The following is a 20,978-nucleotide window of genomic DNA, read 5'->3' on the forward strand; positions in this document are numbered from 1 at the left end:
TTCGAAGCGGCCCTAATGCCGCGGCGAATCACTCGCTTAGGGATGGAATTGCCGATGAATGAGGCATGCAGGTGAAGCGGATCATCGACGGCGCGGCCGCCTCCCACCTGATGGAGCCGCTCACCGCCCTGGTGGTGAAGGCGGGCGAAGCCATCCTCGCGGTCAACCGCGCAGCGATGCGGGTCGACGGCAAGCAGGACGGCTCGCCGGTGACCGAGGCCGACCTTGCGGCCGACCGCATCATCGCGGACGGGCTGGCACAGCTTGCGGGCGACATCCCGACGCTCTCGGAAGAGCGGACCCAGCTCGCCTCGCCGCCGTTCCGCGCCAGCTTCTTCCTGATCGACCCGCTCGACGGCACCAAGGAGTTCGTCGCCGGGCGCGACGAGTTCACCGTCAACCTTGCCCTGGTGACATCGGGCGTGCCGCTGCTGGGCATCGTCAGCGCGCCGGCACTCGGGCTGCTCTGGCGCGGCATCGTCGGCCGTGGCGCCGAGCGCGTCGGGTTCGACGGCGCAACCATCGGCGCTGCCGAGCCGATCCATACCCGCAAGCTGCCGCCCCTGGGCGAACCCTGGATCGCCGCGGTGAGCCGCTCGCATGGAGATCCCCGAACCGAGGCGTTCATCGATCATCGCCCCAGCGCCGTCAGAAAGGCGGTCGGCTCGGCCGTGAAATTCGGACGGATCGCGGAAGGCAGTGCCGACATCTACCCCCGCTTGGGGCCCACTTGTGAATGGGACGTCGGGGCCGGCTACGCGGTCGTGACCGCGGCCGGCGGCAGCGTGACCGACGGCAAGGGCGGCGCGCTCCGCTTCGGCGAGCGGCACGATGGCGGCTTCATCATCCCGGAGTTCATTGCTTGGGGTGACCCGCAGGCGGCAAGACTCTGAGGTCGTAAAGGGGCCTACTGGCTGAGCTTGTCCTGGAGGGCGGGCCAGCGCTTGCCCACCTCATAGAGGAAGCGCTCGGGATTGGCGGCGAAGGCGTCGCGATTGGCTTCCCGGCTGAACAGATAGAGCCGCTGCGCCGCGATCGCGAAGAAGCGGGGGTTACCGGCGATGATGACGCCGCGGGCGATATCGACCGGATCGTAGCCGCCGAACTGCGGCCCGTAGACCTCGGGATGGGCGAGGAAAGACGCCCGGTTGCCCTCGTTCCGAAAGCGCCAGACGGCGCCCCACAGGTTCGCCTCGAACTCGGCCGTCCCCTGCACGGCCGTGCCAGCGACGAAATAGGCCACGGGGTCGAAGCCCTCGATCACCACGCCACTGAAACGGTTGACGACGATCCGCTCGGTGGTGGCCGCCTGCGCCGGCAACCCCGCGCAGAGGATCCAAATGCCCGACAGCATGCAGACCAGAAGGCCGATCAAGGCAATTCCGGGGCGCAAAGGGCTGGCTTCCTGCCGTTGTGCCGTCATAGTTGCTGCGGATAACATCCGAGTCGAGGGGACATCCGGCGCAACCTAGAGCCGCGCCTGTTGGCGCCAGGTTAAGGAAGCGACCGGATTCGATACCAGGGGTTCTTTTATGACTTTCGCATCACGCCTTGCCGCAGTCGCGCTTGCCGCGATGGTCGGGTGGATCAGTCCGGCTTCCGCCCAGCAGCCGCCGCCGCCCGACTTGCCGCCGCCGCAGCGGACCCAGACGCCCAGCACCTATGGGCCGGACGAACTCGTGAACGCCGGGCATCGCTTCTTCGGCAACGTCTCGCGCGGTCTCGCCTCGATCATCGAGAAGGCGGTCAGCCAATGGGGCCTGCCCAACGGCTATATCCTCGGTGAGGAAGGGTCCGGCGCTTTCGTCGCCGGCCTGCGCTACGGCGAAGGCACGCTCTACACCAAGAACGCCGGTGACCTCAGGGTCTACTGGCAGGGTCCCTCGCTCGGCTTCGACTGGGGTGGCGACGGCGCGCGCACCATGACGCTGGTCTATAATCTGCCCGCCACCAACGCGATCTACCAGCGCTTCGCCGGCCTCGACGGCTCGGCCTACATCATCGGCGGCTTCGGCATGACGGCGCTCACCGCCAACAACATCGTGCTGGTGCCGATCCGCTCGGGCCTCGGCCTGCGGCTGGGAGCCAATATCGGCTATTTGAAATTCACCCCGCGCGCGACCTGGAACCCGTTCTAGCGTTCCGCTTTCCCCTCCGGCGACGGATCAAGGTTAACGACATGTCGGGGCTGGCTTTTTGCCGGCCCCGCATGCAATGTCCTTGGTAAATTTTTCCTTAGCTTTGGGAGTTCTGGCCCATGGTCGAACCGATCATGTACCTGGCGATCGGTTTCCTGCTCTCGATGCTGTGCGGGCTCGCGATCGTGCCGCTGGTGCATAACCGCGCCGTGCGCCTGACCACGCGCCGGCTCGAGGCCGCCACGCCGTTGTCGATGGCCGAGATCCAGGCCGACAAGGACCAGCTCCGCGCCGAGTTCGCCATGTCGGCGCGACGGCTGGAGATGAGCGTCGACCAGCTCAAGAACAAGACCACGAGCCAGCTCGCCGAGCTCGGCAAGAAGAGCGACGCCATCAACCGCATGAAGATCGAGCTCGGCGAGAAGAACGCCACGATCTTCGCGCTCGAAGCGCGCGAGAAGGCGGTGAAGGAGCAGCTCCGCGCCACGGAAGAGGAATTCAACACCAAGACCGCAGCCCTGCGCGCCGCCGAGCTCGCGCTGACCGACAAGCAGGGCGAGCTCGCAAAGATCAATTCCGAACTGTCCGACCGCTCGATGATGGCGGAGAGCCGTCAGGTCGAGCTGGTCGCGGTCCGTGCGCAGATCGAGGAGCTGAAGCACCGCGTCGGCGACGCCGAAAAGGAATTTGCCGCGACACAGGCGCGGCTGGCGCAGGAGCGCACCGAGTCCGAGACCGCTTCGCGCGAGCTCGGCGACGCCCGCGGCCGCGTCGAGAATCTGAGCCAGCGCGTCACCGACCTCGATCGCCAACTCATCGTGCAGGTGAAAGAGGCCGAGATGTTGTCGGGCCGCGTCGGCGATCTCGAGGGACGCCTTGCCACGCAGGGCAAGCTGCTCGCCGAACGCGACTATGAGAACAACCAGCTCCGCCAGGCCAACGAGGCCAATGAGCGCATCATCAAGGAGCTGCGCGTTGAGATCGCGGCGTTGAGCGGCGGCAAGTCCTCGGCCGCAATGGAATCGATCCGCGCGGAAAAGACCGCGCTCGAGGAGCAGCTGCACACCGCCCGCGACGAGCGCGCCAAGCTCCAGCGCGACATCAACGCGATCCAGCAACAGGCCGAGAGCTCCTGGGCGACCGAGCGGATGGAGAACGCGCTGCTGCGCGAACGCATCAACGACATCGCAGCCGAGGTGGCCAAGCTCGCGATGCAGCTCGAAGGGCCGAACTCGCCGATCGAGGCCCTGCTCGCGGCGGAGGCCGGCCAGCCGCCGAGGCCGGCGCCACGCCCGGCCAACGACGCCCCTGCCAACGGCACCGCCGCAGGCACCCTGCCCGAAGGCGGCGGAACACTGGCCGAACGCATCCGCGCGCTCCAGGCCCACGCCTCCCGCGCCCGCCAGCAGGGCGCGTAAGCGGCCCCAAGATGGTCTGACCGCCGAATTGCGGGTCCGGGGGAAGGTTTTCCGGCCCGGCAGCGCCTCGAAACTTGACACCTTCGGCCTGCACTTCTAAATCGCGGGCTCCAAAGCATCGGCGGCCGAAACTCGGGTCGCCTGCATGATGGTTTCGGGTGCATAGCTCAGCGGGAGAGCGTTCCCTTCACACGGGAGAGGTCCAAGGTTCGATCCCTTGTGCGCCCACCATTAACCTAGCTAAATCAGCCACTTAGCGGCGAGGTTCTCCAAGTATGTGCCCCAAAAAAGCGGGGGCACAATAGGGGCACGAAGCGGGCAATGATGGTGCGAGGTCTACAGAACGGCTCGGCTGGTCATCGTACGACCGTTCGATGTTCTCCCCACCCAACCAGTGTAGGCGACCTCGTTTGTCTCGACGCGCTCTTGTCCTGCGACGTTCCTGCACTGTTTCGCTCTGCCTTTAATCCTTCTCAGGCGGTAAGCGATCACTCTGCCGAGCAGCAGGACTTCGGCTGCGTCCCTAAAGAAAAACCCGCCAGCGACGTAGGGCTGACGGGTTCTCATTTGCCCGCGCGTATCCGCGGTACTCGTCACCCATCCGCGATGGCACATCGTGCAGCCATAACGATCGACGTTTAGGTTATCACCGTCTCTTGCTGGCTGATGTGTTGCTCGCCTTGATGAAGGCGACGCTCGGCCAAGGTCAAGAATGAGGGGCGGCAGCGGTCTCGCTTACCTTCGCTCTGGCTCAAAGCGACCGAGCCGCCGTGGGCCACACCAGACTTCGATCGGTTGGTTAAGAGCGGCGCCTGTGCCACCCCATTTGGGGGACCGGCAAAAAGAAAACCGACGCTGGCAATCGGAAATCGAAACCCGATTCAAACACCGCTAGGTGGCCAATGTCGCACGTCCGTTCGGCGCGTTTCAGCGCCCTACTCCAGATTTGCGCTCCCGAATATTTCACCGAAGCCGTAGATCGTGCGGCCGATAGGCGCGCTCAGTCGCGTTCTGACTACGTGCGTGCTGCTGTTCTCGATCGCCTTCGCGCTGATGGAATCGAAGTCGAGCGAGGGGCAGCCTGACATGCTTGCCAATTTCGCCCGCGCGGTCGCGCTTGGCTCACTCATCGTCATTGGCGCTGTCGCGCTGTTCGGCGGGGACAAGTCCGAAGGCGCCTTTGACGTTTCGTTTGGCCTCGCATTCGATCGGGGCCGCTGATGTTCGGTGACTCGTTCAAGTTCGTCATCGGATCGCTCTGCGTCGCCTCGCTGGTCTTAGCCGCCCCCGCATTCGGTCAAAAGACTAAGGCGCAACTCAACACAGAAGTCGGCACGACCTTCCCGGATCAGTCCACCCGCCAGATCACCCCTTCGGGCGTCCGGACGTTTCAGAATGACCTGATCAACTCGATCATGCCGACCGCGCCGGTCATCAGCGGCAATCTTGCGTGCTTCAGTGGCACTACAGGGTTGCTTCAGGATTGCGGATCGGCGCCCTCGTCAGCTCAATTGCAGCCGTACACAGCTGCGAATACATCCCCAGCATCGCAGACAATCCAGGCGCAGCTCCGCAAGATACCCGTGTCGTGTGAGGATTTCGGGACGTGCGGCACGACCGACGATACGATGAATGTGCAGGCGGCGATCAACTACGCCGCAGCTCAGGGAAGGTGTTTCCAATTCAATAGAATTTATACATTAACGACAATTATTATCGATACTGTTTCAGCGCCTTGCATGAATGGCAGAGGTGGACTAATTGCGAAAGCAGGCTCTGTTGCCAATGCACTGCTTGAAATCAAGGACTCGGTCGGTATCGTTATCGACGGCAATATTTCGCTAAACTGTAGCGGAGAAGCCGGCGTAGCGAATGGGTTCAAGTTTTGGGGCACAGGTGCCAATGCCGCTCAGTACAATCCAGGACTATTCTTTGCGGCAATCGCTGGCTGTAAGAACATGGCACAGTTCGGCGATGTCTCGAAGCCAGATGCGACGACGTTTAGCGAGAACTCGTTCAAGGTCGGGTATAGCTATTTGAATGCTGGCGGTCTTACCGTCACTGGCTATCAGGCTGTCGTCAACCTTCACGACAGCGTTCTCTACATCAACAACACGCTTTTCCCGGCGGTGACACCCTACGCCATCCGTCTGGTCGGCGGGGGCGTGCAAAATACGGGCGGCGAGATTGTCATCGCAGGCACCAGCGGGGCAGCTGTGCGGATAGAGGCGATTGCTAGCCCGACCTATGGCAACGCCTACGGCAACGCCCAAATGACGAACGTTCTCGTTGAGAGCAGTACACTTGCGAGCATAGCGAACCCTGATGCCGTTTCGTCTCCACTGTTTGGCGCGTTAATGTGCAGCATGTGCTACGGGTCTATCGGTACAGACGTCGGCAGCTTCATCAGCGCCGCCTCCGATTTTGTCGGCACGATCCAGATGAAGGGGAACCGTTTCTTCGCGGGGGCCGCTCGCTCAAACCCGAATATCGCCGCAGCGTCCGCGACAATCTCTTTCGATTGGGAAAGTTTCGGAACTAACATGCTGCAAGGTTATGCCGGCGTCGTCGGCGGCATCCAGCGCATGACGTCGAAAGACTTGGCGCCCGGGGTTGTGTTGACTGGTACGTCCAGCACCATGACTGGCGGCAGCAGCATCGAGACTTTCAGTGCGAGCGGCACCCACACCCACACGCTGCTCAATCCATCGTTCTATCCTGGCCGCACTCTGTACCTCAACAATGGGGCTGAGTTGCTGCCGGTTTGATGGACACCAAGATTGGGTGTTTTATCGAGCCAGAGGTGGGTCATGCAGAGACGGAAGTTCAGTCGAGAGTTCAAGATCGAGGCGGTCAAGCTCGTCAGGGAGCGCGGGGTATCTGTGGCGCAAGCTGGCCGAGACCTGGGCGTTCATGAGAACGTGCTGCGCAAATGGGTGAAGGAGTTCGGCTTCGACGCTGCGCAGTCCTTCCCCGGCCACGGGCAAATGAAGCCTGAGCAATTGGAGATCGAGCGGCTGCGGCGCGAGGTCAACAAGCTGAAGGCGGAGCGGGATATCCTAATACTTCGCGAAGGAAGCGACATGAAGTTCGGCTTCATCGCGAAGCACCGGGGCATCTGGCCGGTGGCATGGCTATGCGAAGCGATGGGCGTGTCGCGGTCGGGCTTTCATGCCTGGCTGAACCGATCGCCCAGCGCCAGATCCCGAAGCGACGAGACCGTAGGCCAGCAGGTCAAGGTCAGCTTCCTTGCCAGTGACCGGACTTACGGCGCGCGGCGCGTCTGGCGAGACCTTCTGGCGGACGGCGTCGAATGCGGCCTGCACCGGGTCGAACGGCTGATGCGCCTGCAGGCCCTGCGGGCGCGGCCACGACACCGGCGTCTGCCGAAGGACGCAGGCCATCGCCAGATTGCGAACGTGGCGTCGAACCTTCTGGATCGGCAGTTCGAGGCCGAGCGCCCGAACCAGAAGTGGGTCGCCGACTTCACCTACATCTGGACGGCTGAGGGCTGGCTCTATGTGTCGGCGGTGATCGACCTGTTCTCGCGCCGGGTGGTCGGCTGGTCGATGAGCGCCAGCATGACCGCCCAGTTGGTTGCGGACGCCCTGTTGATGGCGGTCTGGCGGCGCGGCAAGCCGGATGCCCTGATGCATCATTCCGATCGCGGCAGCCAGGGCGGATTCAAGCGGTTGTCGCAACACCGAATGTGTTCCACTCATGACAGCAACTCGTCAAGCGCCTCTGCTGGCGTTTTCCAACCCAAAGTTTTTCTCGGTCGAGCATTGAGGGCCGCGGCCACGGCGGCGATGTCGTCGGCGCTGTGGACGCTCAGGTCGGTGCCTTTCGGGAAGTACTGACGCAGCAGCCCATTGGTGTTCTCGTTGGTGCCACGCTGCCAGGGGCTTTGCGGATCGCAGAAGTAGACTTGGACGCCCGCGTCGATCTTGAGACGATCGTGCTGAGCCATTTCGGCTCCCTGATCCCAGGTCAGCGAACGACGCATCTCTTCGGGCAAGGTGATGATGGTGCGCGTAATCGCGTCGCGCACGGCTTCAGCTCCGTGTCCCGCGAGAGCAGGGCCATTCTTCATGCGTGGAGCTTCGCCATGCCCCGCAAGCCGGGGAAGATGCAGCAACATCGTGAAGCGTGTTGTCCGCTCAACCAGCGTGCCGATCGCCGAGCTGCCAAGACCAAGGATGAGGTCTCCCTCCCAGTGGCCCGGCACCGCGCGATCGGCCGCTTCGGCGGGGCGTTGGCTGATCATGATCTCCGGCGAGACAAAGCTCTTGCCTCGCCTGCGTACGCGCGCCCTGGGGACCCGCAATACGCGCCCCGTTCGCAAGCAGGCTGACAGTTCGCGGCGTAGCGCTCCCCGACCCTGAACGAAGAGAGCTTGATAGATGGCTTCGTGGCTGATGCGCATCGTCTTGTCGTCCGGGAAGTCGATCGGCAAGCGTCGGGCAATCTGCTCCGGGCTCCAAGCCCTGGCCCATCGCCGATCCTTTCGCGGGCCATGCCGGCGGCCCTTCCACGGAACGGCGGGACCAGGAACGGCAGCGCCACTCGGGGTCATGACCACGCCGGCCAGTCGCTGCTCCAGATAAGTGCGCAACGTTGTGTTGAGCGCAAGCTTAGTCGGTTTGGGCCGACGGGCCGATCGCTCGGCGTGCCATTGGGCTGTCGATGCACGATACTCCAGGCCGCCGCTGCGCGTCGCGGCATTGCGTCGTAGCTCACGGGAGATGGTCGAGGCGGATCGGCCAAGTCGGCGTCCGATCTCGCGTCTCGAAAGGCCCTGAACGCGAAGAAGTGCGATCTCCTCACGTTCCGCAAACGAGAGGTACCGCCCGGACCGCGGCTGGGTTGAAGATCTGAACATCGCTGGTGCCATGCCGCCTGCCTGTCGGAACAATCTGGTTCCGACAGGCTGCGACATACCAGCCGTTAATGCAGCATCCTCGCTGGTCATTCCCTGCACGATCCCCAACCAGAATCGCTGGAGTTCAGATCGCCCCGCTACCGGCGGCCGTCCCGGTGACGCCAACGGTGCTCGTCGAGAGCGGTGTGATCGTCGCTTTCGAATGCCCATCGCAACCTCCTTCGTTCAGGTGTTGCGACGACCGCTTGAATCCGCCCATGGATTGCCGATCACTGCCCGCGTCTCGGATATGTCCCTGATCCGAAGACAGAACGAGACCGGCCAGTGACGGGGGCGTCCCGAACGTACGTCAGCTTTGTGACCCATCGCGTCGGCTGGCGCAGTGCACAGGCAGGCCGGGACTCAGGGGCGAGCAGAAGTCATCGCCTCCGGTGCGGACCGCCGCCTTTGACCCAAGTCGGACATCATTCCTCCGGTACGCCGGCCACGCGCAGCCCTTTCAGGATGCGCCTACTTCCCTCGAGATACACCGCACTATTGCCCATTGAGATGCTCTGCACCCGACGAATAGTAAATGTGGGATCGAGCGCTTGCCCTGCTTTCGCAGCGGCGTACGCGTCGTTCAGCTTGCCAAGTAAGGCGAGAGCAGCCGCAAGCCCAAAATGTACGAGGGGATAATTTCGGTTGACTTCGATACCGCGAAGGAACCAGCTGACTGCTTCGTTATCTGCTCCGATCTGCAACTTGGAAAACCCGACTGGCGACAGCCATCGGTAGGCAAGGATGTCACGAGGAGAGAGGCGCAATGCTTGATTTACGTGAGCCTCGGTCTCTGCGCCGCAGCCCATCATATACTTAGCGAGACCAATCATCGCGTGGGCGTCAGCAAAATTGCGATCCAATTCCAACGCTCGCTCGCACTCTGTCAGGCCTTGAAGCGCGCGGTTCGTATGCATCAAGACGATCCCTAGGAGCAAATGTGCAAAGGGATGATTCGGTGCATGGGACAGCGCCTCTAGGAGTATCGTCTCTGCGGCTGCTAGCCGAAGAGATAGGTCGTCGATCAAAAAGATCGATGAGGATGTCACATCGACCGCCGCCATCCAGACCGTCGCGTCAATGTTTTCAGCGTCGATCGCCAATGCCCGCTCGAAACAAAGGCGAGCTTGCGTCAGGGATCTAGACGTAAGGCCCTCATTGAATGAATGGCGGCCTCGGAAAATCAGATCCATGGCGTCGGGGTTCGGCGTGTTTTCCGCTCGCCGTGCCTCAGCCTCAATCAGCTGGGCATTTACTGTGTTCGCCAGCCGCGCAACGATCTCGTCCTGCATGTCGAGCAGGTCAGCGATAGATTTGTCGAATCGGTCAGCCCAGAGGTGACTACCTGTTTCGGTATCGACAAGCTGCACGTTCACTCGCAGCCGGGTGCGGTCACGCTGTATGGAACCTTCGAGTGCGTACCGGACCTTCAGTTCGCGACCGATCTGTTTGAGGTCAGCGACCTTTCCTCTGTAGGTGAATGCTGTGCGTCGGCCAATGACGAACGAGCCTCTAATGCGCGACAAATCCGTGGTCAGGCTCTCGGTCACGCCATCTACGAAGTAGTCTTGCTCGGCATCACCGCTGAGGTTGGTAAAAGGCAACACAACGACGGAAAAATGAGGTGGCGAAACCGGGGCCTGTCTTGTGCGCCTAGTCTCTGATGCCAACTTATCTCCATCCCGGATCATCGCATAAGCCCGGACAGGGTTGGCGATGTTCTTGAGATGTTGTTCGCCCATATCGGCGAACTCAGCGTCGACCTTGCCTCGGACGTGTTCGTAGACAGAAGCCGACACGCATATGCCACCCGGCTCTGCAATGCTCTCCAGCCTTACCGCTTTGTTGACGCCGTCTCCAAAGATATCGTGGGGCTCGACGATGACGTCGCCAATATTGATGCCTACGCGGAAAGCAATACGTGTTTCGTCGGCGTCACCTATTGTAAGTTCCTTGATGAGCGTTTGAAATTGTACGGCAGCCCGCACCGCTTGGACGGCGCTCGAAAATTCTGCCAAGAACCCGTCGCCGGTATTCTTCACGATGCGGCCCCGGTGTTCGGTGATTGCTGGGTTGACAGCGTCCGCCAAGAGCGCGGCAAATTTGGCATGCGTAGGCTCTTCATCGGTATGCATTAGCCGCGAATAGCCAGCCACGTCGGCCGCCAATATCGCTGACAATCTGCGTTCGACCCGGACTGGCCGTTCTTGCACCATGGCTTAGAATCCAAACCTGGGCGATTGTACATCAGATCGAACAGGATTCCACCTAACCGATGTCTCCTATTGGCCGATTTTGTTGCAAAAGTCGGTTGAGACAAGTCACGAACCGTGATTCCGTTGTGTTGACGCGAATCTCGGCGAGGTCGATCCATGATGGGCCGTCTGAAGAGTGACCAAGGTCAACTGTTCTACGAGTTTCGTCTTGGCGACGCGATACCCGAAGATCATCTGGTGCGGAAGATCGATGCTGCTCTCGATCTGTCCTGGCTTCGCGGTGAACTAGCATCTCACTATTCGTCGATGGGGCGCCCGTCGATTGATCCGGAACTGATGATCCGGATGCTGGTCGTGGGGTATGTCTTTGCGATCCGCTCGGAACGGCTGATCTGCCGTGAAGTGCAGGTGAACCTCGCCTATCGCTGGTTCTGCAAGCTTGGTATCGAGGACGCTGTCCCGGATCATTCGGCATTTTCGCGCGCCCGCAACGAGCGCTTCCGTGATGGAGATGTTCTCCGCCGCGTGTTCGAACGGATTGTCGAGACATGCATTGCCGCCGGTCTGGTTGGTGGCGAAGGATTTGCAGTCGATGCGAGCCTGATTGCGGCCGACGCGAACAAGCAGCGCTCGATCGCAGGTCAGGACTGGCGCAGGGATCGCGATCCGGCCAGGTCCAGCCGCGCGGTGAAGGAGTATTTGGCAACCCTCGACGATCCGGCGTGGGGCGCCGCCAGCGATGTCATCCCGAAGTTTGTCTCGCCATCCGATCCGGCAGCGCAGTGGACCGGCGCTCACAAGGGGCCGGCATTCTTCGCGTACTCCGACAACTATCTCATCGACGTGAAGTTCGGCGTCATCGTGGATGTCGAGGCCTCCCGCGCCATTCGCCAGGCCGAGGTCGGTGCAGCAAAAACCATGATCGAACGAACCGAGGAGCGCTTTGGTCTCAAGCCAGAGCGACTTGTCGGGGATACCGCTTACGGAGCGGCTCCGATGCTGAACTGGCTGGTCGAGGAGAAGGGCATCGCGCCGCATATCCCTGTGTTCGATAAGTCGAAGCGGGATGATGGCACCTTCTCGCGGAGCGACTTTCGATATGACCCAACCGGGGACGTTTACCACTGCCCGGGTGGTAAGCGGCTTGGGACGAGCGGTACCGTGCACGAGAGCAAGACCCTTCTGTATCGTGCCAGCAAGCTCGACTGCGATGTATGCCCGCTCAAACCGCAGTGCTGCCCAAAGGAACCATCACGCAAGATCCCGCGCGATATCCATGAGCATGCCCGAGACGTTGCCCGGTCGTTCGCTGGCACCGAGGGCTTCGAGCTCTCTCGGCGTCAGCGCAAGAAGATCGAGATGAGGTTCGCACACTTGAAGCGCATCCTGAAGCTTGGTCGGCTCCGATTGCGAGGCCCGCAAGGTGCCCAGGATGAGTTTGTTCTAGCCGCCATCGCTCAGAATCTGAGGCGGTTTGCATCGCTGGTCGCACGACCGCCGCCGGCTCAGGTTCTGCGCATCGCGTAGCGTAGCGTCAAAGTTGCGTAAAATGCGTCAGGGCCAGCGCTTCAAAGCGCGGCTCAACAAAAGGCCCAGCGGCCAAATCCATTGCAGCCAACTTTTGCAACAAAATCGGCCCTTCGACGAAGTGGCAGCATCGCTCCACGAGGTCCGCTTATTGAGGCATGGCAGGCCAGATTTGCTCACGTTCAGTTCTTCGTATTTTGACCCGCAACTGACTTTCGAACGGTTGCGATGTTGGGCGGCCCCGAACTCATGCTGATTCGATGAAAAAGGGTGTAGAGCCAGAGCGCTCGCTCGGTATCCGGGTGATCGACTTGGCCGTAGCCTCTTAGGAGGGCTGATGGCTGCGCGGGTCTTCGTGGGAAGAGCAGAACAGGGCCTTGGCCAAGTCGAAGAGCTTGGTCGGTGAAGCTTGGTGCGTAACTCTAATTTGCATTCTGGCCAAGCCGCTACAGCTGGCTGGAAGTTGGTTGAAATCTACTACGGGATCGTCAAGCAAGACCTTGGATGGGGGCACGCATTAGGCTCGTCGGAAATTTCCGAGCTCCAGAGGCTTGCGCCTGTCGATAACTTGTTAAACCATGGCTCTCTTTTGATGAAGCTTGCACATGGCCCTTTCCGTTAGATTTTACCTCTTTGCCGAAGACGGGCTAAAGCGCATTTCGCAGCGCGTGATGATGGCGCTGGTGCATGCCCAGGATGCCATGCCGCAATATGCCGGCACAAAACAAAAGGTTGCTGATGTAATTCTGGAGGTGGAGGACGGAAAGCCGCTCCGTATCCAGCAGGCAGAAGGCACCTTTCTGAGATTTGATGAGCGTGGACAAGTTCGCGAGGGCCTCGTCGCCTCAGGATTTGCGGCTCTCAATACAGGTCTCGCACTGCAAGAAGCTCTTCGAAAACCGCCTAGCAAAGTCGTCAACCTCGCTCCAAAGCTCAATCGAGAGAAATGGGAGCGCGAGAATCGCTGGACGTTGTCCAAAGAGGATCTCGATCTGATCGCTGATGACATCTGGGGCCGTAAGCGCGTGGCTGCATCCAAGGTGGAAAGGGCGAAGGGGACAGTACCCAAATCTCCGCAAATCACTTTTGACGCGCGCGAGGCGCTGCGAGAAATTCAAACCGGCATCTCGAGTATCGACAACAAGCTGACCTGGTTGAGCGAACCGTCCCTGAAGGGGGTTGCGCATGAATCCCGACAGAACGCCAAGAGTGACGTGGACGGACCGTTCTGGCTCGCTGTGGCGCAGGCCGCCGATCGTTATCATGAGCTTCTTGTCAGACGCCGCACTGGACGAGGCGCTTGGTATGCCGTGGTTTCTATTCTGCATTGGGACGCTGTCCGTCGAACGGCCGATACCAGCGCCTCTTTTCATGAGCGTTGTGCTTCCAAAAAAGAAGCAGAGGACGCGGTGCGGCGGCTCTTGGCCGAGCACGGAAAGCTTTTCAGCGCCATAGCGCGATCGGCAACAAGGCGCCGATATCGCTGTTGAATGGCTCATCGGCGCCCCCGCCGGCATGAGCTAAACCCCGGAAAATTCCAGCATCAGCTGGCCTAGTTTTGGGGAGCACTTCAGCACTTCAAAGCGGAAGTGCTCTCTGAATTGGAATGGGATGATAAGGAGGAGCAGCGCGCTACTTGATGGCCAGAACAGCGCATGAACATATTCCCCGGATTTCCCCCGGGTGTTGCAGCTTCGTTCTGCCATCTAGTGCCGGTAACTGCCGAAAGCCAGCAAACCACAAAGGGCGAATACGCCTATAATATCAGAGGGATTGGTGGTGGCCGCACAAGGGATCGAACCTTGGACCTCTCCCGTGTGAAGGCGCTACCAGCCATTGTAATTGTTGATGGATTTTTATCTGATCGGGCATTCCCCGCGATTTCCCCGGTTCACCCACCTTGTTGAGCATTGGTTGCGACTCTGGCAATCTTCTGTGATGGCCTCTAATCCGGACGCTCAACTTTTTGCGCAGTTTCTGGACGCCAAGGGCGTCTCGAACAAATGTCCTCGCTGCAATACCTCGAATTGGTTGTTGAACAACCAGCCTTCCCCTTGGGGTGGGATTTGGGGGAAGAATGCGGAGGGCAGCTTTTCGCTGGACTCGCCGATTTTCGAGATATCGATCTTGATCTGCACCAACTGTGGATTCGTCAGTCCCCACGCGAAGCATTATTATGACCAATGGGTGGAGGGGCGGAAAGAGAAATGAGCGAGCAGTCAGCGACTTCCGGAGGCATTGCCGAAGGGCATACGCCTGCTGCTCGCATATCAATGCCTGCTTTTGTGGATTGGCACATGATTCTTGATCGCGAGCTTGACCAACTTACCCAGCCGCAGTCGGGGCTGCTTGGGTCCCTCGGCTTCGTAGGCTTGGGGGCGGTGCTCGGCCTGATCGGCTCTTTTGTCGCGGCGCTTGAGAAGCTCGCCACGATTCCTGCCGCTCCTGTATCCAAGGCCGATATCAGTAATCTGCTGGCGTTTCCGGCCTGCATCGTGCTTACCGCTATTTGTCTTTTACTCGCGTTCCTGTCATGGCGGCGCAATTCTGGCCTCGCTGATGAAATCCGTAAGCGACCTAAGCACGCTTCCTTCTAGAAAGAGCAGTATCCGGCACCGGCAGCAGATCCGCCTGCCGCGCCTCCGCGCTCGCCATCGTGTGATTGTACCGATCAGCCGAGTCAGGATCCTTCCATCGGCCGGTGCGGGTCAGCCCATAGGTGTCGAGCCCGCCGTAGCGGTGCATCCAGGTGCCGTAGGTGTGGCAGAAGATGTGGAAGCCGCGCATGCGGCGCGGCAGCACGACGCCGGCGCGGTCCAGCGCCAGGTAGAGCATCTTGTAGAGCCGGCCGCCTTTGCAGAACCGGAACAGCCGCTCATCGCCATGGCGGTCGAGGAACGGCTCACCGGCACCAATGCGGTTTCGGCCGGCAGCACCGTTGGCCAATACCGTCCCGGCGGCCTTTCGGGGCCGGGTGGGGCGGGGCGGCGCCTTTCGAAACGCTTCCACCACGATCGGTGGCAGGTGTACCGGGCGGGGCTCGCTGTTCTTTGTGGTGCCCAGATAAAGCAGCGCCTGGTCCAGCTTCAGCCCGCGTAGCAAGGCCTCTTCCGTCACATCCCCAAGCCGCATACCTGTGTAGAGCAACGTGAGACAGAACAGGCCGAACTCAGGCTCGATTGCATAGGCCTCGCGGATCACGGCAAAGGCCTGGTCCGGCTCGAGCCATTCGGTGGCCTTGCTGCCGCGCCAGCCCTTGGGCCGGCGGATCTTCAGTTCGATGCCGGCGTGCTTAAGCACGGCCGATACGGGCGTGTAGAATTGGCGGTTCAGCGTAGTAGCGGGCGGCAGAGGGTAGACGCCGCGCGCGGCGTTGTCGATTGCGATCTGGTCGATGCTGGAGAGCGGTTTGTCGCGCAGGGCGTGGTCGCCAGTGGCTTCGATGATCTTGCCCAGAAACTTGGCCTCGCCGCCGGCCTTGAGATAGGCGAGCGCCGCATCGGCGAAGGTGGGCGGCCGAGGTGCCTCGACTACCTCCGGAGCGGGACGATAGCCTCCCCGGCATAGCCAAGCTGAAGAGCTTCTTCCGCGTTGCCGCACTCGATCTCCTGCACATCGAGTGTCTTCTGCCCCAGTCGTCGAGCGTCGATCCGCGCGAAGCTAATGACCTCCACGGAAGCATCTACTCAAAGTTCATCGCGAAGTTGCGGATTGACTTCGCTCAGGTCAGTCCGCTCCGAGAGCTACTGCCGGATCGACTCCTGGTAAAGCTCGTGCGCTTTATAGGCTTCGAGTTCGACTTCGTCCTCGAATTCACCGCAGACGATCACGTCAATTTCGTTGCCAAGCCGGTCACTCTTGCGCTTGCGAGCGAGCTCAAGCCGGCGTGCGTGCGGGATTTTGCCGAGAACGGAAAGGCCGTCGCGCCGATCTCCCGGCATTCCAGGGCGGCGCCGCCGCCTTTTTTGGCTACGAGCTGAACAGGACGCTGGAACGATACCGTCGGGAGGCATCGCTTGCCTCAGGCACTCCTATATCTTTACGAGGCGTGATAAGCTTGGATTACCGCCATGACAAATGCTGGTCCTTTCTACCGGGTGGCCGGAGCAGGATCCGGTTCGCCGGCGTGAGAGAGCTCGCCGAAGAGTCGAAGAATTTGTTGGGCTGGTTACAGTCTCAGCCCCCTCCTTTACACCAGGCCAGGCCGTCACGGCTGTACAACGCGTGATTGATCTGTCGGGTGACGCCTTCCAGGTCAACATTGCGCAGCGCTTCAGCGCTCGCCTGGCGAACTCGTTCGATCTGATAGCCTTCTATTGTCAGCTGCGGAAAATGAATTCGGCTCCCTTTGCCGACCTTCTTCGGTATGGCGAGCTCACCATTGCATCGAGTTCGCCCGAGCATTTCACAAAAGTTTGACGCGCCGGCAGATCAGCTCAAAAGCGCGGCCGATCGCGCGAAATGCCTGCTCACCATCGCTGAAATCGCCGCTCACCATCAGCGAAACGCGGAGGCCTTGGGAATAAAGCTCGCGAAGCGTGTCGGTATGAAAAGGCAACGTCGCCATTGCGCACAATATCTCTGTGATCCTCCACTGCATTTCCCTCGACGGCACGTCGTTTGACTGGGGCCACGCGCCGGCCCGGCCTTAATTTGCAAGTTTCTGGCCCGGTCCGCCGGGCCGGCGATGTCCCGCTGAGACGGTGGTCGTGGTGACCTCGGTCAATCGACTGGTGGCGAGCTCGCCCGCCCGCCGTTGCAGAGGATGACCCACCCCATCCGGACATCATCATGAGGCGCTTGCGATCTCGGAAAGGACCATAACCCCGGCGACGGGCAGCTGATCGCATTGCATTTAGGTGACGGCTAATCGACCAAGAGAACCGAGCTGGTTATCGATCCGAGTCTCTTTACACCGCATTCTGGTGCTCCAGGCCGGGAAGCGCAATCATTGGTAGGGCGCTAAGCACGGCGCCGCAGACACTTACGAAGCGATCGGCGATGGGATCTCGAACACAAATGCGCAAAACTGTTTCATTCACGATCTGAAGCATAGCCGGATCCTAGGCTATTCGGACCCGGCCATCGCAAGCGCGGCGACAAGGGCCGCGATGCTGTTTTTCAAGCGAACGGAAGTCGGGGTCTCCACGCTCCCGATCGAATTTCAGTCGGACCCGTTGTCGATCTGTTCGAGGAGCCCGCGCGGGCTTCGAGTGCATCGAGGATTTCCTCTCGGTGATACGGTCTGCTTGATGGTGTCAGCACAGCGACGCTCTGGCGCGAGACACTCAGGTAACTACATCCTGAGGCGCGCGAACTGCATCGACGCGTGCTCCGCCTCGGGAAGGGAGGCGATGCTCAACAACGACTTACAGAACGCAGGCGCGAGCTTGCCGCGGTGGATCACGACGTTCTTGTGCCCCGTGCGGGCTTGAGCGCTCTGCCATTGCCGATTGTAGCCGCGCTGTTCATTGGACTTCACGTGGCAAGCGGCGAAGTCGGCGACGCCCAGCGTCGCCAACTGCAAGGCATGTACCGGCAGCTTGGTATGGATGTGCACCCACATCGGATTTGGCATCCTACCACTGCGCAGCGCCTTGGGCTGCAGCTCGACCTCGAACAGCGTCGTTGGCTCGATCTTCAATGCGTGGGGTGGATACACAGACGCAAGTTCTTCGGCCGCCCGCAACTGTTCAAGGTACTTCTGCGATGGAAACGCATAGGTCTTCATGCAATCGATCGTGATCGCCGCCTTTTGCGCGTTCACTGAGTTTGCCTGTCCCTGAACCTCGGACAACATCGCCTTAAGCCGGACTATTTTGTTGTGCACTTCGGTCATTTGCGCAGGCGTGAGTAGGCCACGTCGGCGGGGCTCCTCCAGCGCGGCTACACAGGTCTTAATCTCGATGGTCTGCGTCTGCAGGCGTTTAAGGACGAGATCCACGACGTGGTCGGCGTCCTCGGGCTTCATCTGGCGCGCTTGCGAGACGGCGCTTTGCTGAGCCGGCAGATCGAACTGCAGCAGCTCGTCCAATCGCTTGAGTAATCCCGTCAGTGCGTTCCTGGAGGGCGGAGCCTTCCACATGTCCAGGTGCCCGGTCGCCGATGACGACGCCCTCGCGCGCGCCTCCTCTGCACTCGCGAGTTTCTTCGTACCCAGATCCGAGAGTACGATAACCGTGGCAGCGTCGGGCCTGGCGAGCTGCGGCTCGCGCAGCCTGGCAGTTGAACTCCCCTCGCCTGCGGCCGGTGCGCGCTTGCCTTTCCCTTTCCTGCGCGCCGCGTGGTTCTCAGCCGCTAAGTCGGTCTTTTCCGATATCGCAGTCTGGGCAGGCGGCTCCACTTGCCTGTTTGGCTGCACTGCCAAAAGTCGCGTGACTTGGTGCGCGGTGACCCATGCACCTTCCACGATCTGGTCCAATTGTTCCAATGGAAGGTCGGCATCCGTTCTAGCATCCCTTAGGCTGGCAACGATGCGTTCCACCCCTGAGGCAAATTCCGAATGCCGTTCCATGGCTCCTTCCAGAACGGCGCAGTGCTCTGCGTCGAGTGGTTCTCCGTCCTCGTTCAGAACGGCTTTGCACGTCGAGTTGAATGCCGGAAAAGCATCCTGGATATAGGTCCCGAGCAGACGCACCCGCCCCTTCTCATCCATGAGGGCGTCCCTCACGGCTGGTTCAAACGTGCTCGCCTGAGACTCAATCAGAAGCTTCGCGAGCTTAATCCGCGATTCCAGATGCAAGCACCCATCATAAAGTGCCGAGCCGGTATGCAGGCGTAGTGCGGCCTCGATGGGCTTCCGCATCTCGGCCGTCGTGCTTGGCAAGTTGGCAGCGGTCTCGCAGACGGACACCATCCGTTCCGAGCGTAACAGCTTCTTTCCCCACCACTCGATGACAGGCATATGGTCCTTCACCATACTGGAAGCCACTCGGCTCAGCTGGTCGGGGGTAGCGTTCGCGAAAATCCGCTGGAACAGGTCTGCCGAATTCTTTCTGCGGTCTTGCAAGGCGGAGATAATCGCCGAGCCCACCAATTTGGCTTTCCCCCCAGCATCGAGCACGACATAGCAGCATCGACGGACGTCAGCGTCGGACAGAATGCTTGGCGCCATGGCCGGGCGCAGCCTCGCGTAGTACTCCAGAACTGCCGAACCTGCTTCGACGAACCGATCGATCAGCTCTAGCGTCTCCTCCAGCTCGGCATCCTCGCCCGGCTGACGGCAAGCGGCAAGTTCCTCACGCAGGCGCTCCATGTGCCGCCTTGTTGCGTTGATTTCTTCCTCTGACGAAGAAATGGGGACTGCCACACCGGAAGTTGGCGGCTGGCTGGCGACCGGTGCCGTGTCTCCACCCTCCGACACTGAGGGAAAGCCGCGCCGCCGCGCAGTGACTGCACGTGGCGCAGCGGCTGCCCGTGCCGCAGCGCCTAGGATTCGATCTGGGCCAACGGAGGGACCGGAAGACCTGTCGCCAAGGGCATCGTCGGCACCGCGCGCCATGCTAGCGGAGGGCGTCCCTCTATCTTGGGGCCCAGAGCGCATCCGCTCCACGACGGAATCGAACGATTGACTGCCTTCCCCAGGGGCTAGACTTGAGTGCGAGCGTGAACTGCTCGATCCGGCTCCAGCATCCCCAATGCGCGATCTGCCAGATCGGCCAATGCCCGTCATATTCCATCTCCAACCAAGTCGAGAATGCGTAGCCTGTCTGGATAGACAGGCTGGCTGACGAGTAGCTGACGAAGGGCGTTTTTCCGGTTGCACAGGAAACCCACATCGCCGTGGATCGTGGTCGAGTAGCGAGGCCATTTGGCTTTGCCCTCACACATCCGGGCAGACGGCTTGGCGAGTAGGCCGGCGGAATCTCACCGCCGGGCTCTCATGGATCCCAGCGTGAGACTCTCCCGTCACTGGGCTCCCATCAGGCGAACGAGCCGCGTATGCCGGTCTTGCATTGTGCAAAAAACCGGGACGTTCGCGAGATAGCCGTTCGAGAACGCGGCCGGTCTTCGCCTTGCGACCCATAAAGCGTTTGGACCTCCGCATCATCCAAGCCTCGATTGTCTGATTGACGTATCGGAGGATTGCCCCAGAGGCGCCCGCCTGAATCGACCGTAATACACAATCCCCGCCCGCGGAGCGGATTGAGCTGCCGAGCGATGTCACCATTGACACATGGGTCCGTTTTCGGAGGTCCAAATCCCGGATTGCCACCCGCATAAACTTCACCGCCGAAGCGCTGAGCCGAGGCAGAAAACTGCAAAATGCCGAGGCGTTTTGTGAGTTCTTTGCCCGTCGCGGTCGGAAGCGGTAGCCGAGGAAGTCAAACTTGACGTTCCAAACCGGGCATCTGTCACGCGCGAGGAGCACTATTCGGCGCGAGCGCTTCCTTCAAGTTCACTACTGAACCGGCCCCTACAATAGCGAAATACCAGTCGGTTCCGCCAGCTTTCATCATTCCGAATCGCCTTGTCCCACAGCCAATCTTCGAACAGCGCGCTCCAGGTAATACGAGGGATCATCGTCAGACGAAATCCGTCTCGCAGCTCTCTTGACCATCGCTATCCTCGACTTTGGAAAGATACTTTGTAGGGCTGTCTACTCGGTGCCACTGGTCGTTCTCGTTCTCCGTCCACACTTTGGGATCCTGTTGAGGATCAAGCACCCAGTTTTTGCGACCCGCCATGAACAAAACCCATTTCCGCTAGACGGGGTTCCATACCTCCTACGCCAGGACGTGATAAGACCAACGGATGA

General features: G+C 60.7%; 17 protein-coding genes, 1 tRNA gene and 1 pseudogene. 12 read left to right on the plus strand and 7 right to left on the minus strand.

What is annotated here, in order from left to right; all coding sequences use genetic code 11:
• Positions 1-65: 65 nt before the first annotated feature.
• Positions 66-893 carry a 3'(2'),5'-bisphosphate nucleotidase CysQ gene (locus tag IVB07_RS30575; protein WP_247300655.1) on the plus strand — a complete coding sequence of 276 codons (828 nt, stop codon included), beginning with the start codon at positions 66-68 and terminating at the stop codon, positions 891-893.
• Positions 894-907: 14 nt separating this feature from the next.
• On the opposite strand, the gene IVB07_RS30580 is transcribed toward IVB07_RS30575, so the two are convergent.
• Positions 908-1,393, minus strand: a complete 486-nt coding sequence (locus IVB07_RS30580) for a YHS domain-containing (seleno)protein (protein ID WP_247766824.1) — start codon at positions 1,391-1,393, stop codon at positions 908-910.
• Between the two features lie 139 nt (positions 1,394-1,532).
• On the opposite strand from IVB07_RS30580, the gene IVB07_RS30585 reads away from it, so the two are divergent.
• The 6 genes and pseudogenes from IVB07_RS30585 to IVB07_RS30610 all read left to right on the plus strand — a co-directional run.
• Positions 1,533-2,138: a DUF1134 domain-containing protein gene (locus tag IVB07_RS30585; RefSeq protein ID WP_018458350.1), complete on the plus strand. Its 606-nt coding sequence runs from the start codon at positions 1,533-1,535 to the stop codon at positions 2,136-2,138.
• A 119-nt stretch (positions 2,139-2,257) separates the two neighbouring features.
• Positions 2,258-3,556 carry a hypothetical protein gene (locus tag IVB07_RS30590; RefSeq protein ID WP_247337937.1) on the plus strand — a complete coding sequence of 433 codons (1,299 nt, stop codon included), beginning with the start codon at positions 2,258-2,260 and terminating at the stop codon, positions 3,554-3,556.
• 156 nt (positions 3,557-3,712) lie between these two features.
• Positions 3,713-3,787, plus strand: a tRNA-Val gene (locus IVB07_RS30595).
• Positions 3,788-4,579: 792 nt separating this feature from the next.
• Positions 4,580-4,777 (plus strand): hypothetical protein, encoded by a 198-nt coding sequence (locus IVB07_RS30600; protein WP_247371227.1) that lies wholly within the window; start codon positions 4,580-4,582, stop codon positions 4,775-4,777.
• Positions 4,777-6,324: a hypothetical protein gene (locus tag IVB07_RS30605; protein ID WP_247455698.1), complete on the plus strand. Its 1,548-nt coding sequence runs from the start codon at positions 4,777-4,779 to the stop codon at positions 6,322-6,324. Before IVB07_RS30600 ends, IVB07_RS30605 begins: the two co-directional genes overlap by 1 nt.
• A gap of 42 nt (positions 6,325-6,366) precedes the next feature.
• Positions 6,367-7,233 (plus strand): annotated as a pseudogene (locus tag IVB07_RS30610) (IS3 family transposase); the annotation flags it as partial.
• A 41-nt stretch (positions 7,234-7,274) separates the two neighbouring features.
• On the opposite strand, the gene IVB07_RS30615 reads toward IVB07_RS30610, so the two are convergent.
• Both IVB07_RS30615 and IVB07_RS30620 read right to left on the minus strand, forming a co-directional pair.
• Positions 7,275-8,648 (minus strand): IS30 family transposase, encoded by a 1,374-nt coding sequence (locus IVB07_RS30615; RefSeq protein WP_247442676.1) that lies wholly within the window; start codon positions 8,646-8,648, stop codon positions 7,275-7,277.
• Between the two features lie 254 nt (positions 8,649-8,902).
• Entirely contained in the window at positions 8,903-10,693 is a 1,791-nt protein-coding gene (locus IVB07_RS30620; protein WP_247338440.1) for an adenylate/guanylate cyclase domain-containing protein, read from the minus strand.
• Positions 10,694-10,849: 156 nt separating this feature from the next.
• Here IVB07_RS30620 and IVB07_RS30625 point away from each other — a divergent pair, with 156 nt between their 5' ends.
• The 4 genes from IVB07_RS30625 (at position 10,850) to IVB07_RS30640 (ending at position 14,817) form a co-directional block, all read left to right on the plus strand.
• Complete coding sequence (locus IVB07_RS30625) at positions 10,850-12,220, plus strand: transposase (protein WP_247456881.1); 1,371 nt, start codon at positions 10,850-10,852, stop codon at positions 12,218-12,220.
• A 605-nt stretch (positions 12,221-12,825) separates the two neighbouring features.
• A complete protein-coding gene (locus IVB07_RS30630) occupies positions 12,826-13,710 on the plus strand; it encodes a hypothetical protein (protein WP_247368937.1) in 885 nt (294 codons plus the stop codon).
• A gap of 358 nt (positions 13,711-14,068) precedes the next feature.
• The gene (locus IVB07_RS30635; RefSeq protein WP_247336287.1) at positions 14,069-14,431 is read left to right on the plus strand and encodes a hypothetical protein; all 363 of its coding nucleotides are present in this window, start codon (positions 14,069-14,071) and stop codon (positions 14,429-14,431) included.
• Positions 14,428-14,817 carry a hypothetical protein gene (locus IVB07_RS30640; protein ID WP_247336284.1) on the plus strand — a complete coding sequence of 130 codons (390 nt, stop codon included), beginning with the start codon at positions 14,428-14,430 and terminating at the stop codon, positions 14,815-14,817. The genes IVB07_RS30635 and IVB07_RS30640 overlap by 4 nt, the downstream gene beginning before the upstream one ends.
• Here IVB07_RS30640 and IVB07_RS30645 read toward each other — a convergent pair.
• On the minus strand, positions 14,798-15,820 hold the full coding sequence (locus tag IVB07_RS30645) for a site-specific integrase (RefSeq protein ID WP_247456406.1): 1,023 nt from the start codon (positions 15,818-15,820) through the stop codon (positions 14,798-14,800). The two genes, IVB07_RS30640 and IVB07_RS30645, sit on opposite strands and share 20 nt — an antisense overlap.
• Before the next feature lie 143 nt (positions 15,821-15,963).
• Positions 15,964-16,161, minus strand: a complete 198-nt coding sequence (locus IVB07_RS30650) for a Dabb family protein (RefSeq protein WP_247335417.1) — start codon at positions 16,159-16,161, stop codon at positions 15,964-15,966.
• Positions 16,162-16,444: 283 nt separating this feature from the next.
• Here IVB07_RS30650 and IVB07_RS30655 point away from each other — a divergent pair, with 283 nt between their 5' ends.
• Positions 16,445-16,639 carry a chorismate-binding protein gene (locus tag IVB07_RS30655; RefSeq protein WP_247335419.1) on the plus strand — a complete coding sequence of 65 codons (195 nt, stop codon included), beginning with the start codon at positions 16,445-16,447 and terminating at the stop codon, positions 16,637-16,639.
• Here the strand turns inward: IVB07_RS30655 and IVB07_RS30660 are convergent.
• Together IVB07_RS30660 and IVB07_RS30665 are read right to left on the minus strand one after the other, a co-directional pair.
• Positions 16,626-16,787 carry a hypothetical protein gene (locus tag IVB07_RS30660; RefSeq protein WP_247300649.1) on the minus strand — a complete coding sequence of 54 codons (162 nt, stop codon included), beginning with the start codon at positions 16,785-16,787 and terminating at the stop codon, positions 16,626-16,628. The two genes, IVB07_RS30655 and IVB07_RS30660, sit on opposite strands and share 14 nt — an antisense overlap.
• A gap of 729 nt (positions 16,788-17,516) precedes the next feature.
• Positions 17,517-19,475 (minus strand): hypothetical protein, encoded by a 1,959-nt coding sequence (locus IVB07_RS30665; RefSeq protein ID WP_345946760.1) that lies wholly within the window; start codon positions 19,473-19,475, stop codon positions 17,517-17,519.
• Positions 19,476-20,978 lie beyond the last annotated feature (1,503 nt).

Source organism: Bradyrhizobium sp. 172 (assembly GCF_023101065.1).
GTDB classification, from domain to species: domain Bacteria; phylum Pseudomonadota; class Alphaproteobacteria; order Rhizobiales; family Xanthobacteraceae; genus Bradyrhizobium; species Bradyrhizobium canariense_D.